The organism is Nitrospinota bacterium (genome assembly GCA_029881495.1).
Lineage (GTDB): Bacteria > Nitrospinota_A > UBA7883 > JACRGQ01 > JACRGQ01 > JAOUMJ01.
The window spans coordinates 1-16415 of the sequence record JAOUMJ010000031.1; the positions used below are offsets into that span (position 1 = coordinate 1).

14 protein-coding genes are annotated in these 16415 nt (G+C 48.8%); 2 read left to right on the forward strand and 12 right to left on the reverse strand.

Translation table 11 applies throughout. The features are described 5' to 3' along the window. The coding region (locus OEY64_11340; GenBank protein MDH5543545.1) for a radical SAM protein at positions 1-891 on the forward strand (891 nt) is incomplete at its 5' end. A gap of 10 nt (positions 892-901) precedes the next feature. Beyond that, on the forward strand, positions 902-1906 hold the full coding sequence (locus OEY64_11345; GenBank protein ID MDH5543546.1) for a glycosyltransferase: 1005 nt from the start codon (positions 902-904) through the stop codon (positions 1904-1906). Positions 1907-1910: 4 nt separating this feature from the next. Here OEY64_11345 and OEY64_11350 read toward each other — a convergent pair whose 3' ends face one another. The 12 genes from OEY64_11350 to OEY64_11405 all read right to left on the reverse strand — a co-directional run bounded on the left by OEY64_11350 (position 1911) and on the right by OEY64_11405 (position 16359). Then, the gene (locus OEY64_11350; GenBank protein ID MDH5543547.1) at positions 1911-3365 is read right to left on the reverse strand and encodes a hypothetical protein; all 1455 of its coding nucleotides are present in this window, start codon (positions 3363-3365) and stop codon (positions 1911-1913) included. Between the two features lie 37 nt (positions 3366-3402). After that, positions 3403-4941 carry an oligosaccharide flippase family protein gene (locus tag OEY64_11355; protein MDH5543548.1) on the reverse strand — a complete coding sequence of 513 codons (1539 nt, stop codon included), beginning with the start codon at positions 4939-4941 and terminating at the stop codon, positions 3403-3405. A 48-nt stretch (positions 4942-4989) separates the two neighbouring features. Next, entirely contained in the window at positions 4990-6324 is a 1335-nt protein-coding gene (locus OEY64_11360; GenBank protein ID MDH5543549.1) for a CDP-glycerol glycerophosphotransferase family protein, read from the reverse strand. A gap of 62 nt (positions 6325-6386) precedes the next feature. Continuing rightward, a complete protein-coding gene (gene pseI, locus OEY64_11365; protein MDH5543550.1) occupies positions 6387-7448 on the reverse strand; it encodes a pseudaminic acid synthase in 1062 nt (353 codons plus the stop codon). Continuing rightward, the gene (locus OEY64_11370; GenBank protein ID MDH5543551.1) at positions 7441-7908 is read right to left on the reverse strand and encodes a GNAT family N-acetyltransferase; all 468 of its coding nucleotides are present in this window, start codon (positions 7906-7908) and stop codon (positions 7441-7443) included. The genes pseI and OEY64_11370 overlap by 8 nt, the downstream gene beginning before the upstream one ends. Positions 7909-7972: 64 nt before the next feature. After that, positions 7973-9259, reverse strand: a complete 1287-nt coding sequence (locus tag OEY64_11375) for an aminotransferase class III-fold pyridoxal phosphate-dependent enzyme (GenBank protein ID MDH5543552.1) — start codon at positions 9257-9259, stop codon at positions 7973-7975. 16 nt (positions 9260-9275) lie between these two features. After that, complete coding sequence (locus tag OEY64_11380; protein MDH5543553.1) at positions 9276-10049, reverse strand: glycosyltransferase family protein; 774 nt, start codon at positions 10047-10049, stop codon at positions 9276-9278. After that, positions 10046-10924, reverse strand: a complete 879-nt coding sequence (locus OEY64_11385; GenBank protein ID MDH5543554.1) for an aldo/keto reductase — start codon at positions 10922-10924, stop codon at positions 10046-10048. The genes OEY64_11380 and OEY64_11385 overlap by 4 nt, the downstream gene beginning before the upstream one ends. Further along, positions 10921-12084, reverse strand: coding sequence for a UDP-4-amino-4,6-dideoxy-N-acetyl-beta-L-altrosamine transaminase (pseC, locus tag OEY64_11390; protein MDH5543555.1), 1164 nt, complete (start codon positions 12082-12084; stop codon positions 10921-10923). Before pseC ends, OEY64_11385 begins: the two co-directional genes overlap by 4 nt. After that, complete coding sequence (gene pseB / locus OEY64_11395; GenBank protein MDH5543556.1) at positions 12081-13061, reverse strand: UDP-N-acetylglucosamine 4,6-dehydratase (inverting); 981 nt, start codon at positions 13059-13061, stop codon at positions 12081-12083. Before pseB ends, pseC begins: the two co-directional genes overlap by 4 nt. Before the next feature lie 62 nt (positions 13062-13123). Beyond that, positions 13124-14329 carry an O-antigen ligase family protein gene (locus OEY64_11400; GenBank protein ID MDH5543557.1) on the reverse strand — a complete coding sequence of 402 codons (1206 nt, stop codon included), beginning with the start codon at positions 14327-14329 and terminating at the stop codon, positions 13124-13126. Between the two features lie 500 nt (positions 14330-14829). Beyond that, on the reverse strand, positions 14830-16359 hold the full coding sequence (locus OEY64_11405; protein MDH5543558.1) for a sugar transferase: 1530 nt from the start codon (positions 16357-16359) through the stop codon (positions 14830-14832). Between the last annotated feature and the right edge of the window lie 56 nt (positions 16360-16415).

Genomic DNA, 16415 nt, shown 5'->3' on the forward strand with positions numbered 1-16415 from the left:
GAGGAATACTTTTATACCATCTGCCAATATCCGCAGGTCGCCATCTTTACGGGGAGGGGATGTCCTTTTCAATGTGTATACTGCGTTTACCCCCAGGTCATGCACGGACACAAGTACAGAAAACGGTCAATCCAGAACCTTGTAGATGAATTCCGGTATATTGAGCGCGAACTCCCGAACGTGAGGGAAATATTCATCGAGGACGATACCTTCACAGTCGACAAAAAACGGGTTCTTGAATTTGTCGACGCCTACGAGAAGGCAGGATTGAAAATAAGCTGGATAGCCAACAGCAGGGCCGACATTGATCTTGAAACCCTGAAAGCGCTCAAGAAGGCAAATTGCAGGCTCCTTTGCGTCGGTTTTGAAAGCGGCGATCAGAAGGTGCTCGACGCCATGAAGAAGAAACTGAAAGTGGACACTGCGAAGGAGTTTTCCAAGAACGCGAAAAAGGCTGGGGTGCTGGTTCATGGCTGTTTCATAGTCGGCAACCCGGAAGAGACGAAAGAGACGCTGGAGACTACCCTTGAATACGCAAAAGAGCTCACGCCCGACACAGCTCAGTTTTTCCCTATAATGGTTTATCCCGGCACCACCGCCTATGAATGGGCGAAGGAAAACAGCTATCTTGTATCCGAGGATTTTTCGATGTGGAACACCGAAGACGGCCTCCATAACTGCATGGTCAGCAGACCCGGCCTTACAAACAGGGAGCTGGTCGATTTCTGCGACCGGGCGCGAACCGAATTCTATCTCCGCCCAGGCTATATCCTTTACCGGCTGAAAAGATTAATTCTTCATCCGATCGAGGACGGGCCTCGCATACTGAAATCATTCAAGATATTCGCCCGATTCCTGATACGCGGTTCATTCGCCAAAAAATCGGGGTAAAATCTGAAAAATGGTCGAAGCATCGGTAATCGTCCCCGCATACAACGCCGCAAAGAGGATCAGCTTCTGCGTTGAATCGCTTCTTACCCAACAAACGACACGCAAATACGAGATCATAGTTGTCGATGACGGTTCCACCGATAACACCGCCGAGATAATGGCCTCCTTCCCTGTTGCGCGCCTGTTAAGACAGGAGAACTCCGGCCCCGCGGCTGCGAGAAACCACGGCGCAAGGGAAGCAAGAGGGAGAATACTGCTGTTCACGGATGACGACTGTATCGCGGAAGGGGACTGGCTCGAAAAAATGCTCAAGCCGTTCGATATTTTCGATATCGCCGGGGTCAAAGGTACCTATCTTTCACGGCAAACGGAGATTACCGCGAGATTCGTGCAGATAGAATACGAAGAAAAGTACGATGAACTGAAAAAGCATGAATACATCGATTTTATTGATACCTACTCGGCGGGATTCAGAAAGAAGGTTTTTCTCGACGCCGGGGGGTACGACTCGCAATTCCGAACGGCTTCCGTGGAAGACCAGGAATTTTCCTTCCGGCTTGCCGACGCCGGGCATAAGATGGTTTTCGTCCCCGGAGCGCAGGTGTGGCACACGCATGTCGATTCAATTTCCGGTTACGCCAGGAAAAAATTCAAGATAGGCTACTGGAAGGCTCTCCTTCTGACGAGGAATCCACGAAAAGCAAAAGGGGATAGCCACACACCAGCTACCCTGAAACTCCAGATAATACTCATCGGGGCGTTTGCCTTATCAATACTTGTCGCATTTTTTTCCGGCATAGGGCTTTTTATCTCCACGGTTTTGCTGATTGCTTTCCTTGCCACCATGCAGCCGCTTGTCATCAGAGCACTAAAAAAGGATTTCGCGGTCGGCGTATACGCTCCTTTATTCATAACGATCAGGGCCGCATCGCTGTTGTCCGGACTGTTAAAAGGTGGCGTTGATTTTTACATCAAGGGGAAAAATAAAAAAGAGAGCGAAAAGAAACAAGGCTAGAGACTCAGCCCCTCTTCTTCCGAACGAAATATTCGTATTCCGCTTTTATCCCATTTGCAACACCGGCAATATTTTCTTCCCGCATTACATAAGGGAACTGGTGAGGCAAATTGTGGAGTCCGTCATAGGAACTATCCCTGATGGCAACAAGGTACGCCATCACACTCTTCTCATCATACGAATCGGGCTTTGATAGCATATCCGAAATAACCTCCTTGAACATTGAAGGGTCGCGCGTAAAAGAGAAAAAGGGAGTATCGCGAAACGGCGGGAGCCCGCAGTTTAAAACCTTTTTTCCGAGAATCGCCGCTTCCAGTCCAGCGGTTCCTGTCAGGTTTATAACGATCTCAGCGCCTTCTATCATTTCCCTTCCGCTGGCGGATGGATCTATCAGCCTAACATTGAAATTATCCTTCAGCCTTTTGTAATATCCCCTTGGGCGTTTTCCGATGCTGTTGGGATGTTCCTTTACATATAACCTATACCCCATCGGGATAGACCTTGAGATGTTTTCAACGAAAGCGAGCTGATCCACGAATTCCGGTGCGCAGATGATCGTCGTCGCCTCCGGCTGGAAATGGAGAGGGAAAAACAGATATTTCTCACCTTTTACCGGCATTTCAAAATGATTTACATATTTCAGATAAAGCCTTTTTAGTATTACCAAAATATTTTTGTACGCTGAATAAAATGGATTGGGAGTTACATAATCATCTTTCCCGCCATGCCCAAGCAGAAAGACACGGTAAAGCCGGGCGACGAACTCCCTTAAGAACTGGAAGCGCAGTGCCGGCTTCTGCCAGGCGATACCCATGTAATAAGGCTTCAATTTCCCCTGCCTGAAATCTCCGAGCCAATTCTTCGCCCAATTGCGATCCTCTTCCGATAGCCCCTTTTCCATCTTCTCCCGGAAAATGTCGGAGGCATGCTCCCATGTTTCGACATACTCCGTTGAGAAAATCAGCCTTGATATTACGCGCCCGTCATAGGCGGAGAGATACTGCACGCCGCGAGCTTTGCATACCCTCTCGATGAATATGTGCAGCGCGTGCGCCGTACCCGGTATGAGAAAAACGTCGGGCTTTACCTCGTCAAACACTTTTTCCAGAAACATGTACTGCCCGACCGTCCACTTAGCCACCGCATTGTGTTCGCGCATTGAAAAGAAGCGGTCGCCATACACCTGAGAGGTTATCACCGGATCGCCGTACTTTGATTCCAGCTTTTTTAGCGTCTCCATATCCGTCGGAATAGCATTGAAATTCTCCGCAACATGCTCACCGACATTGAAGGTGCGGAATCCCTTCTTTTTCGCTTCTCCCCTCCAGCGTCTACCCATGGTGAGCATCGAAACATCCCAGCCGTGAACATCCCTAAGCTTCTTTCCGAGCTCAATGTAAAAAGGCCCTTCATCGAAGCAGAGATCCATTATTATCCTTATCTTATTATTTTCAGTCATGTGCATAATCCACGGATATGAACTTTTGATATATACATCATGCCGTAGCGCCCCCCGGCTTGGCAAAGCGTCCTGCAAAATCTGCCAGCAATCTCCTGTCGCCGCGTGTGAACATGAAATACCAGGCCCATGCCAAAAAGATCAGCCCCACAAGTGCTGTCGACAGCGACAAATTCAATAAAGACATCTCCCCTACATCTCCACCAAACCGGTAAACAGCGAAATTTACCACGACAAAAAACAGCAATCCCGGAATGTAAACTTTTCTCCCGAGTTCGCTGAAAAGATGCTGGAAAGGGATATCAAACTCTTTCCTGAATATCCACGCGTATGGAACTGCGCTTAAAAAGAATCCCGCAACAGTTCCGAGAAGGAGCCCATAAATACCAAACACCTTAATAAGCGAAAGACTGACAAGAAGATTGATCGCCATTGCCGCCGCCGCTACACCCATTACATGATCCACTTTTTTCATGCCGACCAACATTGTAACCCCAAACCCCGAAACCGCCGATACCAACATATGCATAGTAAAGAACTGCATATACGGCGTTAAAATAAGATACTCCGCCCCTACCCAGAAACTGATTATCGGTTTCGCGAATGCCACTATCGGCGTAACCAGGGCGATGGTCAATATTATCGAATACCTGGTCCCGGCGAAAAACAACTCCTTGAGCCGTGCCGTGTCTGAATTACTGCTTAGCTCGGACGCCGCTGGAACTACAGCTGAATTCAAAAATGCGAGAAACGCAAAAACAATCGATGTAAAACGGATTATCACTTCGTAATCGGTCAACAACGCGATACCGAGAAAGAGGCTGATGAGGATCTTATCCGTCTGATTGAACACAAGGCCGGCCAAACGGAAGACGAACAGTTTCTTGCTCAGATTGAAAACTTTTTTCAGTTCGTCAAAATCCCAAAGGGAGATGCCGAGTTTCAGGCCGGGAAGATGCCTAGTCATGGCGAGCATCGCTATGAAGTGGAGAATGGATGTAGCGAGGAGCGCCCATGCGATATATATGTAATCGTATTCCATGAACACCACGAGAAAGATCAGGCCGTATGAAAACAGCTTGTACAAGGCGGAACCCCCCTTGAGAATATCGTACCTCTGGTATCCTTCGAAAAACGACGAAACGAGAAGCCCAGGAAACTGGAAAAAGAGTTGTGCCGCGCCAAGCAGGAGAAAAAGCCTTACCGGCTCTTCGTACTCCTTGTTGAATTTGAAAATATAGAGCGCTTCTGATGCGGATATATATGCCACTAGCAAAAAGAGAAACGATCCAATCCCCGCGAAGAACATCAATGCCGAACTGGCGAGCCGCCCGATCTTTTCAGTTTTCCCTTCCGCTAGGTATTCGGAGATGTAAACCACCAGCCCCCCCTGTATACCGAAATCGAGAAGGGACGCGTAGCCGATGACTGAAAATATGCTCACGAATGAAATGATGCCGTAAACATCCTGCCCCAGACGGTTAATCATGTAACCGGTGAGTATCAGTATCACCGGGTGCGTAAGGAGCGTTTCCGCTGTGCTAATGAGCGTGTTCTTTATCAGCTTCTTTTTCATACTATCGAACTTCCAAATCAGCCTAGATCAAATAAAGGGGACAAAATCTTATCCCAGCGAAGGGGGTAGACCCTTTATATATTTTCCTTCAATAATGCCGGCGACTGTGTCCATCATCCGCCTTCCGGTCTCTCCGTTGGGTGAGTGAAACCATCCATCGACAAATTCCCGTCTTGCCTTCAATATTTTTTCAGATTCAATCTCTTCAAAGCCGGACTCCGCAACGCTCTCCAGCGCCTTTTTAAACTCCGACGGTTTCCCGCATATCGTGGCCCCTTTTGAACGATGGAACGGGAGCATCCCCTCATCCTTCAGCTCATCAAACAGCTCTCCCCACGCAGGATAGATTATCGGTTTCCTCGTGAGGTGCGTATCAAGAAAAGCGGTTGTCTGGAAACAGATGACCAGGTCGGAGTTTACGATCAGATGGTTGGAGCTTTGCGAACCTGTCATCACCACCGCGTTTTTCACCCCCTTGAATTCCTTGAATACTTTACTGACATCCCTCTGTTGAGGATGGCACTTGATGATGAAGTGCGTGCCGCGATTCTTTTCCGCACACTCCCTGATAATCTGGTGTGTCTCGGCTCTCAGCGGCCCCCAATCCTTCCCCTCACCCATGGATTTCAGCGGCACATACGCATCGTCCTCGTAAGTGAAGAAAAGCACTATCTTCCCGGTTTGAGGAAGGCCGAGCTTCTCCCTGCTCATCCACCGCTCCGGATGGAAAAAGAAATCGGAACGCGGTTGGCCTATAACCGATATCGCGCTGTTATCAACGCCGATCTGGCTCCAGAAATTACGCTGTCTTTCACTCCAGACCAGAAGGTAATCGGAAATGAACGGATAGTTCTTTTTTATTATCGGTATCCACTCCTTGAAATAATAGGGGGCGATCACACCCTCCTTGTCAATTACAATGACCGGTATCCCCTTTTCGCGATGGATATGAACAGCTTCTCTTATCCAGAAAAAGCTGTCCGAGGGGAGGATGAGCGCCTTGTGCCGGAAAAACGATTTTAGGAGAACAACTATCACCATAATGAATTTTCGATATCTTTGCCTCGCCTCTTCGAATTCCGGAGCGTCATACGGGATAAGCGCGTCCCTGAAACGCTGATCCTTGAAAAAGATGTTGGCAAATCCGAAGATGTAATTGTGTTTCAGCGAAACTATCCCCAACTCGTTCCCTGAAAGCCTCATAGCTTCTATATCTTGCTCGTAATGATGATTAACCGCGATAACCCTATCCTTATGCGGCATGGCAAGGGATTCAAAAAACTTCAAGAAAAGATAAATAAGGAATATCACCCCTCTGACAAATATCTCAATAATGGGGAAAAGGGAAAATATCTCCTTCAGCCGCTTTTTCCACCATGTCATCTGCTGAACTTCTCAATCACTGCAACACCGCTGAGCATGTCGGAAGGGCAACAGATTGGTATTCACCCTATCAGGTCCCAGCCCAGGGGTGTTCCTATCTGAATATCTTTAGAAGCTCTCTTTCCCAGAACTGTCTCAAAATACTTTGGGGCAAGCCCCAGACCCGGCCTGATGAGCTTTATATTTTTTTCCGTGAACGGCTCCCCCGCTTTTATGTCGGCGCTCACATATATCGACCTTCTGAAAACAGCGGAGGCTTTCTCCTTCTCCGTCATGCCGTAAAAGATCTTACCGAGCGAATGGAATGCCCGCTCGCTCTCCTCAACAAGGCTCTTCAGTTCGGCAGGCTCTATCGAGAAAGCGGAATCTACACCGCCGTCGCTTCTCGAAAGGGTGAAATGTTTTTCGATCATTGCCGATCCAAGCGCGACAGAGGCCACAGCCGCCCCTATCCCTGCTGTATGGTCGGACAGTCCAACTGGAAGATTGAAAAGCTCCCTCATGTGCGGAATTGTAAGGAGGTTAGTGTTTTCCGGGGTAGACGGGTACGTGCTTGTGCATTTCAGGAGAACAACGTCTTCGCACCCGGATTCCCTCGCGGTTCTGACCGTCTCGTCCAGCTCGGCGATACTCGCCATGCCTGTGGAGATGATCATCGGCTTGCCGGTCTTAGCAACCTTCCTTATGAGGGGGAGATCGATATTTTCAAATGAAGCTATCTTGTAGCAAGGGACATTCAGCCCTTCGAGAAAATCAACAGAGGTGGGATCGAATGGCGTGCTGAAAGGTATCATGCCTAGCTCCCTGCACCTTTTGAATATCGGCTCGTGCCATTCCCAAGGCGTATAAGCCTGCTGGTAGAGTTTATATAGCGATGTCCCCTCCCAGAGACTGTTCGAGTCGTTTATAAAGAATTCATCCCTCGCGAGGTCGAGAGTCATCGTGTCTGCCGTGTATGTTTGAAGCTTCATCGCGTGCGCCCCGGCCTTTGCCGCCGCCTCGACGATTTCGAGTGCGCGTTCAAGCGACTGGTTGTGATTCCCCGACATCTCCGCCGCGATAAAGGGTGGATGCCCCGCACCCAGAGAATGTTTTCCTATGCTTACAACTCTGTTCTTAGCCATTTAAAACCACCGAGAAACGGAGGCATTTGCCCCCCTTGAATTGGACATACCCGTCATTTATAAAACCGGCCCTCTCGAAAATTTTAATTGAAGCTTCATTATCATCCTTGACATGGGCGACCAGCTTTTCTCCCGGCCACTCGGTCTTGCAATATTCTACTCCTATTTGGATTATTTCGGTGCCGACACCTCGTCCGCGGTATTCGGGGGCGACGGTAAAATGAATTTCAATTCCAGCTTCCCCCTTTTCAAACCTGGCAAGCCCGGCTGGGGCTTCATCGTCATAAAAGAGAAGGAGCCTCGCCGAGGCATCGTGCAATTTGCCGTTAAACCATCTTACATGGTCATCGTATTCTATTGCCACGCTGTTGAAAGAAGAACGGCGCACAACAGGGTCGTTGGCCCATTCGAAGAGAAGCCTGCAATCCCCCTCTTTCGCCTTGCGGAAATCCAATTCCATTTTCACCATATATTCAAACAGGTTTTTATACTAACACATGGAAGCGGTACGCGGCCCCCGGCGCTCATCTCACCTTGAACAGGGGGCGTATCGGTTCGGCCTTCAGCATCTTAGCAATTTTCCCGGTTTTCAGACCGTCGGATATTTTTTTCATCGCGCTGACGTACGCGTCAAGCGCTTTTGCCACATCTTCACTGGAGTGCGCGTAGCTCATATTGTTGCTCCCGATGGTGAGAATCCCCTTTTCAAACATCTCCTGAAGGAAAAGCGATTTCACCGTCCATGAATCGCATACTTCCGTATCGGAGAACTGCAAAAGCGACCAGCATGGCTTCCCCTTGATCGATATCACCTTTTCAAGACCGTTTTCCCCTATCAACCGGCTTACGCCGTCGAATATCTCGCTCCCCCTCTTGTGGAGAGTTTCAATCACAGGCTCCCGCTTCATCTTTTTTATGACCGCAAGAGCGGCCGCTATCGAAAGGGCTTCTCCTCCGAACGTGAACGAGAAAAAAATATTCGCCATCTCCTTCATATATTCGGCACGCCCAACCACCGCCGAAACGGGAAAACCGTTCGCCATGCTCTTCCCGAATGTTGCAAGGTCCGGTGTCACGCCGTAAAGCGTCTGCGCGCCGCCGAGATGGAACCGGAACCCGGTTATTATCTCATCCAGAATAAAGAGTGCGCCGTTCCTGTGCGCGAGATCCTTGACCTTCTGCAGAAAGCCGTCCTTCGGCTCCTCGACGTTCATCGGCTCCATTATCACAGCCGCATAGCCGTGAGAATTTTCGCTGAAAAGTTTTTCGAGCGATTCGATGTTGTTGTATGTGAACGTGTGAGTAAGCGACCTTACCCCTTTTGGAACGCCGCCGTTCATCGACGTTGAACCTATATACCAGTCCTGCCAGCCGTGATACCCGCAAACCGCGACATGCTCCTTCCCGGTCACATGGCGGGCAAGGCGTATCGCCCCCGCAGTAACGTCTGAACCGTTTTTCCCGAAGCGTACCATTTCGGCGCACGGAATTATGTCAACAAGAGTCTCCGCCAGTTCGATCTCCAGCTCAGTGGCAAGCGAAAAGCTTACACCCTTGCCGAGCTGTTCCTTCACCGCGTTGTCCACGTCCGGATCGCAATAACCTAGAAGGACAGGCAGAAGGCCGTTCACGAAATCCAGATACTCGTTGCCGTCGACATCCCATACGCGGCTCCCTTTTCCGTGCGACAGGAAAAGCGGGGAGGAACCGGGAGCGAACTGCACCTTGCTCTTGCTGAAGGTCTGGGAACCAAGCGGGATCGTTTTCAACGCTCTCTTGAGCATTTCGTCGGATTTGTCGTAGCGTCCCATCTGTTAAATCATTCCATTAATCAATGCCGGTTTTCAAGTCAAACTTGTCGGCATTTTTCGACTTTGCCAAACCCTCGTTGCGCCCTATCCCGGCGTTAATTTCGGCAAGTTCCGGCTTTTTCCGAAGGAGGCCAAGTACATCACCCAGGCCAAAGGACGGATTTCCCGGATAAAGCTCCCGGTACACACGCGTGACAAATTCCAGATCTGCCTGCTCGTCCAGGGTCCATCGCATGGATGAAATATCCTCCCCTCTTTTAAGGCTCCCTATCCTGAACCTATCGCGATTCGAAAGTATGTATTGCGTCACATGTTCCCTATGCGATGGGAGTTTCGCCTCGTTGAACGATTTCTCCAGCGATGCGAAACTCATGACCTCCACATCCTCTCCATCCGGCCAAGTCGGTTCTACAACATTGGATGCGTAATCATAGCCGCCGTCAATATAAAATGTAATGACCTCATCTATGATTACCGGGTCTATTAGGGGACAATCCCCGGTCAAGCGGACCACATGCGCGCAGTTCGCTGAAACTGCCGCATGGTAATACCTCGCCAGCACATCTTCAAGGCTTCCCCGGTAACAATCTATCCCCAATTTATTGGCAATCCCCGCAATCGGATCGTCGGTTTTATCCTCGCTTGTGGCGATCACTATCCTGTCTATCTTTGCCGCTCGGAGCACCCTCTCAACCATATGTGCGAGGATGGGTTTGCCTAAAACCTCCTTCAGCACCTTTCCGGGGAGCCTTGTAGAAGAAACACGCGCCTGAATTATCCCGGCTATCACTCAAGCCTCCACATCGACGGATTTACAAAAGCCGGGTCGTTGATCGCGAATTTTCCAAGACCCATGACGAATTCATCCGAAAAATCCTTTCCAAAGGACTCCTGATTATTTTGCAGTTGAGCCGAATCGTTGATACCGATAATGGCGCATTCTATCTCTCTTATCCCCTTGATGAATGCGAACGCGCCATCCATAGGTGACATGCCGAACGAAGCGCAGTACTCCCTGAAACTTGTCAGCTTCTCCCGCACGGGATTGAAATAAGCGTTCAACTCCGCGGGCTCGATGAACAGGAGCCCCTGCAGAAATATCGACCTCGCGTGTATCTCCACGCCGCTCGCCGCCAGATCCGATATTGCGCCGGTATCACGCATTCTGCAGTCAAAAACGCTGAAAGGGATTTGTACGATATCAAATCCTAACTGTTCGTTCGCCGACAATATTTCCTCAGGATTGTAGGCCGAGGCGCCTATCTTTTCCACAAGCCCCTCTCCTTTCAATCCCTCCATCGCTTCCCAAAGGCTTGCTCCACCCGGCTGAAAAAATTCATTCGCATGGTGAAAAAGAAGGCCATAAATTTTCCCCTGCTTCATCTTTTCAAGCGAACGATAGAAATCCGATTTCAGCTTTTCTGCCGACTGGCCGAAAGAGACAGGCTGTGTCTTGGTGATTATCCGGAAAGAGTGTTTTTTCGGCAGAGCGCTCCCCAGGGCCTCTTCGCTCTCCCCGTATGCGCTTGCTGTATCTATGAAATCGATCCCGCTTTTCGCCGCAATTTCAAGAATTGATTTTACTTCCGGGAGAGGCGTCTTCCCTTGCCTGTTGGATATCCCGTAATCGAATCCGAACTGGGCGGTTCCGATGCCAAGCTTCAAGCAACAGCCTCGCGCAAAGACTCGACGACTTGTTCAAAATCGTTATCCGTCATCGAAGGGTAGAGCGGAATGGTTAACGCTTCCTCATAATATTTTTCCGCGTTTGGGAAATCCCCTTTTTTAAAACCCATTTTTCTGTACAGCGGTTGCAGGTGAATCGGTATGTAGTGGACATTCGCGAGAACGCCTCTCTCAATTAAAGCATCGTAAACCTCTCTTCGCGTTTTGCCGCACTTCTCAAGATCAAGCCGTATGACATAGAGGTGGTATGCGGAATAAGCGTCGTCGCTTTTATCCAAGTGTGAAAGCGGCAAGCCCTGCAATTCCTTGTCGTACCTTGAAGCCAGCTCGTTGCGTCTTGCAACAAACTGGTCGATTCGCGAAAGCTGGCTTAGACCAAGGGCGCACTGAAAATCTGTGATACGGCAGTTCATCCCCAGCTCCACCATTTCGTAATACCATCCACCTTCGGAGGCCCCTTCCATAAATGCTTCATCTCTTGTGATTCCATGCGTCCTCAACCTTAGGAGACGCTTGTAGATTTCCGCGTCGTTGGTGCAGATCATCCCCCCCTCGCCTGTGGTTATTATCTTTACCGGATGAAAGCTGAAAACCGCCATGGAGGAATAGCCGCAGGAACCAACCTTCTCCCCCTTGTAGGTTCCGCCGGACGCGTGGCACGCGTCCTCTATGACCGTAAATCCGTACTCCTTCGATAGGGCACCGACCTTCTCCATATCACACGACTGACCGGCAAAATGAACCGGGATGATGACCTTCGGCAACTTGCCGTTATTTTTCGCTGTTTTCAGCTTTTCCTCGAGCATGGAGACGCTCATGTTCGCCGTGCCGGGTTCAATGTCGACAAAATCCACATCGGCTCCGCAATAAAGTCCCGCGTTAGCCGACGCCACAAAACTTATCGGCGACGTCCAGAGGATATCCCCATGACCAAGTCCGGCGCAGATCGATGCCAGATGTAGTGCGACAGTTCCGTTTGATAAAGCTACGGCGTATTTTGCGCCGACATAGCGCGCGAACTCTTCCTCGAATTTTCCTATCAGAGGGCCTTGGGTGAGCCAATCCCCCTCAAGAACTTTTGTGACTGCTTGAATGTCCTCCCGGGAAATCTGCTGACGCCCATAAGGAACACGTTTCATGCGTTGTCTATCATTTCCTTTATCTGTTCTGCGGTAAGCCAGACGGTATTGGAGTCGGAACTGTATTCGAAACCATCCTTGACCGCTTTCCCCTTGGATACATCAAACCGCCTGGCGAAAAAATCAAATTCCGGCGCGAGGAGATAATGATCGTCGAACTCCAAGGTCCTCCTTGAATCCTCCGCGGGTATCATCACCTCGTGAAGCTTCTCGCCGGGACGTATGCCGATTATTTCCGTTTTGCATTCCGGGGCCACGGCCTTCGCCAGATCCATTATATTCATGCTGGGAAGCTTCGGTATGAAGAGCTCGCCTCCAACCATTCTCTCCAGGCTCTGCAGGACAAAATCTACCGACTGTTCCAACGTGATCCAGAACCTCGTCATACGGGTGTCGGTAATCGGAAGCACCCCTTTTGCTCTCTCCTTTTTGAAAAACGGGATAACGCTCCCCCTGCTCCCGACGACGTTCCCGTATCGCACAACGCTGAACGTCGCGTGCTCTTCTCCGACATAGACATTTCCCGCAATGAAGAGCTTGTCCGAACAGAGCTTTGTGGCGCCGTAAAGGTTTATCGGGTTGGCCGCCTTATCCGTGCTGAGCGCTATAACCTTTGAAACTTTCTTGTCGATGGCCGCGTTGATGATATTCTGGGCCCCAATGATATTGGTCTTCACGGCTTCAAAGGGATTGTACTCCGCGGCGGGAACCTGCTTCAGCGCGGCGGCATGGATAACATAGTCCACCTGGTGAAAGGCTCTGTGCAGTCTCTCCGCGTCCCTGACATCGCCAAGAAAATATCTTATAGGGGAATCCTTTGAATCCGGAAACTTCTGAGCCATCTCGAACTGCTTTAGCTCGTCGCGGCTGAAGATTATAAGTTTGCGCGGCTTATATCTAGATAGAATTACCTCAGTGCATTTTTTGCCGAATGAACCGGTGCCTCCGGTAATAAGAATCGATTTCCCGTTCAACATTCTTTTCTCCTAATATCCAAAAACCAAGTATGCGTATTCCCTTCGTATGCAAGGCAAAGGAATCAGGCGGCTTTTTCGCTTTCCGCCGCGCCGGGGGTCGTTTTCCGATACCCCTCCGCTAGTCCCATTAAAAATGCAAGCTGAATCCAAACGACAGCGGCTCCAAAGTTATACTCGAAAATCCCTCCTATTGCGATACAGAAGTAGCAACCCACGAGGCCGATGTATAGAGCCCCAAGGAGGGAATCGCGCTTCTCTTCCGCCTTGAATCCCCTGAAATATTTCCTTATGAAATAAAACAGCATCCAGACTATCAAACCTAATCCTAATACTCCCCCCTCAACCAGCTCCTCAAGGTATAGGCTGTGCGCATGTGCCGTGTTTGAAATAAGACCCTGCTGGTAAAAAGGGGTGAGGTAATAGGTAAATTGCTCATACCCGACGCCGAACACCGGATGCTCCTTGAAAGTATCCCATGCGATCTTCCAATACCTGAATCTGAGCCCCGGATCATCAGAGTCTGCAACCTTTATCAGCCGCTCAAGGAAACTAGGGAACAAAATGCCATACAGGAGAAAAAATGCGGGGATGCCGGCAATGCCGGCATAGAACACCTTTCTCGACTTGTAGAAACAGACTATAACGACAGCGACTGAAACTCCTATGAAGTAGCTTCTAGAGCCTGACAAGGCAAGACCCGTGACTAAAAACGGGAGATACCACGCGTACCTTTTGTTGTAAAACAGTGCCAATCCCACGCATGCCATTATTACGAGCGAAATGAATCCCCCGTAATGAAGCGGATGGCCGAAATAACCGATAAGCCGGAAATCATCCGTGTAAAGATCGGAATAGATTATCGGAAACCCGGCATATTTCTGAAACAGGCTGTAAACGATCAGAAACGCATTGGTGCCGAACATGGTATGGAACGTCGTGTTGACTACCTTGTCGTCGAATTTGTACCGCCCAATAAGGAAATATGGGAACTTGTCCCACAATTCCCTGATTTCCACGAAAGACTTGAAAGCGCCGTTAGCAAGGGTTGTCACCCCTTTCCAGCCATAGATGATCGCAAAAATCGAAAAATCCTTCGGATTTATTCGCCAGCTTTTCTGCCTGTAAGAATCTATCAGAAAAAAAATGGTCATGATAATGATGACGCCGTTACTTCCTGCAATTGATATGCAGGAAAAGAAAGCCCCCATATAGAGCAAATAAACCATCGCACCGTTAAAATCACGGCTCAAACTGCCATTTCCAGCCATTAAATAACCTGCCCTCAAAAGAAAATGCCGAAATCGAACTATTTGTAAAAGTTCAATTAAAATATGTCAGTCTTACGGCCGTATAAAAAATAGACCCCCGGCAAAAGAATCCACAACATCACGGATTCTTTTCACAAAACATAAATATATATAGCAAGGTAATTTAACATGAATGGAAATATGCTGCAATCACACTTGCAAACACAATGTTTACGGAAACCTGACCTCTATATCAGGTTTTGCTCTGGCTGAACTTACAATGTCGTCGATAAACCCAACACAGTTGATATCCCGCTGTCCAGCCGCCCCACGTGCCTCGACATAGCCGGAGGGATTGTTTTCTCTATCTCTATTATTTATATTTTAATTAGGGGTTCGAGCGGCATTAGACGTCCAGCCAGGGGACCGGTTTCCGGGAGCATCTGGCATCGAACCCGTTATATACGTCGTCTTGGATGCTAAATGGCCTTTCCCCGCTATTGCGAGTGTTCTGTTCACTGCTAGTGGGTTACCCCCCTGCCGACAAGCACCACATAAATGGTTTTGAGCAGGATATACGAATCAAGGAGAAATCCTTGGTACTTCAGGTATATGAGGTCGTACTTGATACGCTCTGCTAGTCTCGGCTCTCCCCTGTTTGTTATCTGCTGATAGCCGGTTATGCCCGGTTTTGCCTTTAGCCTTCTCCGCTGGTAATCGCTATATTTATCCACAATAGAAAGTTCCTCAGGCCTTGGTCCGACTATGCTCATTTCCCCCTTGATAACGTTCAACAACTGAGGAATTTCATCCAAACTTGTTCTTCTTAGGAATTTCCCTACCGCGGTAACGCGCGGGTCGTTCTTTATCTTGAAGACCGGTTCGTCCAGATTGTCAATATCCACCAGATCCTTCAGTTTTTCTTCAGCATCCATAACCATGGAGCGGAACTTGTACATCCTGAACGGTCTGCCATGAAACCCGGCCCTTATCTGGATAAAAAATATCGGCCCTTTGCTTTCCCATTTGATAAAAGCCGCTATGAGGAGCCATACCGGGAAGCCAACAACCAAAGCAAGGGAGGCCGCAAAAAGATCCAAAATTCTTTTCACAACGGCATATGCCGGATGCAGGGATGTATCCTGAAGTTTTATGAGAGGGATGCCGGAAAAATTTCCCACCTCGTGTCTTGAAACGGCGACATCATATGAACCAGGCAACATATACAGTGAAATCCCATGTTCCTCGCAAAAATTTATCACCTTGATTATTTTTTCGCTGTATACCTTTGCCATCATATCCGTCTGATCCTGCGTAGGAATAACAAGAGTGTCAAACGTCCACTTCCCATGTGCCTCCGCTAGCGAATCCAAACTGCCAATTACCCTGAAACCTTCATAATCGGAAGTCGACTTGTCGTCGTTCAACAAAAGAACTCCTACGATCTCTCCAGTGGTCCAGCTCTCGGAAAATTTCGAGATAAACCGTTTTGTCTCTTCAGTGCTCCCGACTACAGCAACTTTTTGAGTGACTATTCCCTTCCCCGAAAATGATCTTTCAAATCTGTTTATTCCCACCCTTATCGCTACAAGCGCGATCCCCGCCAAAAATCCGCTCATAATGTAAACGGTTCTTGAAAGGAGCATCCCTCTGTATAAAAATGAAATTACCATTAAAATACATAAAGCATAAAATCCGCATGAAAGAAGTGATCGCAACCTAAGGGAGGTAAGGTTAAGGCCAAATATCCCGACATCGTACCCGCCGTCGCGCCAAATGAGAAATACCCAGATTATCCCGAGCAGAAGACCTGCCTTCGCATACTGCTCCATCTCCGATAATTGGACAAGAAATGAGACATATTCGGACAGATGAAATCGTACTTGGTACGAAAAGATGAAAGCCGCGTTAATTAATAGAAAATCGAAAACAAGGAGAAAGTAACCTTTATTTTTGCCTACCACCTTGTATAAACTCATGGCAGTGCTGGACATCTCCGTCTCACGCAATTTGTCATTCATATCCGGGTTCGCTAAAACCTTCCGCGACATTTCATCCTGCATTCCCCCTTGAAACCCCAACATCGCATAAGAAGAAAGTGATTACC

Excerpts from the sequence above, each read along its gene's own strand:
- OEY64_11400 (MDH5543557.1), bottom strand. The coding sequence starts at position 14,329 with ATGGCTGGAAATGGCAGTTTGAGCCGTGATTTTAACGGTGCGATGGTT.
- OEY64_11355 (MDH5543548.1), bottom strand. The coding sequence starts at position 4,941 with ATGAAAAAGAAGCTGATAAAGAACACGCTCATTAGCACAGCGGAAACG.
- pseB (MDH5543556.1), bottom strand. The coding sequence starts at position 13,061 with ATGTTGAACGGGAAATCGATTCTTATTACCGGAGGCACCGGTTCATTC.
- OEY64_11345 (MDH5543546.1), top strand. The coding sequence starts at position 902 with ATGGTCGAAGCATCGGTAATCGTCCCCGCATACAACGCCGCAAAGAGG.
- OEY64_11350 (MDH5543547.1), bottom strand. The coding sequence starts at position 3,365 with ATGACTGAAAATAATAAGATAAGGATAATAATGGATCTCTGCTTCGAT.
- pseI (MDH5543550.1), bottom strand. The coding sequence starts at position 7,448 with ATGGCTAAGAACAGAGTTGTAAGCATAGGAAAACATTCTCTGGGTGCG.
- OEY64_11375 (MDH5543552.1), bottom strand. The coding sequence starts at position 9,259 with ATGGGACGCTACGACAAATCCGACGAAATGCTCAAGAGAGCGTTGAAA.
- OEY64_11405 (MDH5543558.1), bottom strand. The coding sequence starts at position 16,359 with ATGTCGCGGAAGGTTTTAGCGAACCCGGATATGAATGACAAATTGCGT.
- pseC (MDH5543555.1), bottom strand. The coding sequence starts at position 12,084 with ATGAAACGTGTTCCTTATGGGCGTCAGCAGATTTCCCGGGAGGACATT.
- OEY64_11360 (MDH5543549.1), bottom strand. The coding sequence starts at position 6,324 with ATGACATGGTGGAAAAAGCGGCTGAAGGAGATATTTTCCCTTTTCCCC.
- OEY64_11370 (MDH5543551.1), bottom strand. The coding sequence starts at position 7,908 with ATGGAATTGGATTTCCGCAAGGCGAAAGAGGGGGATTGCAGGCTTCTC.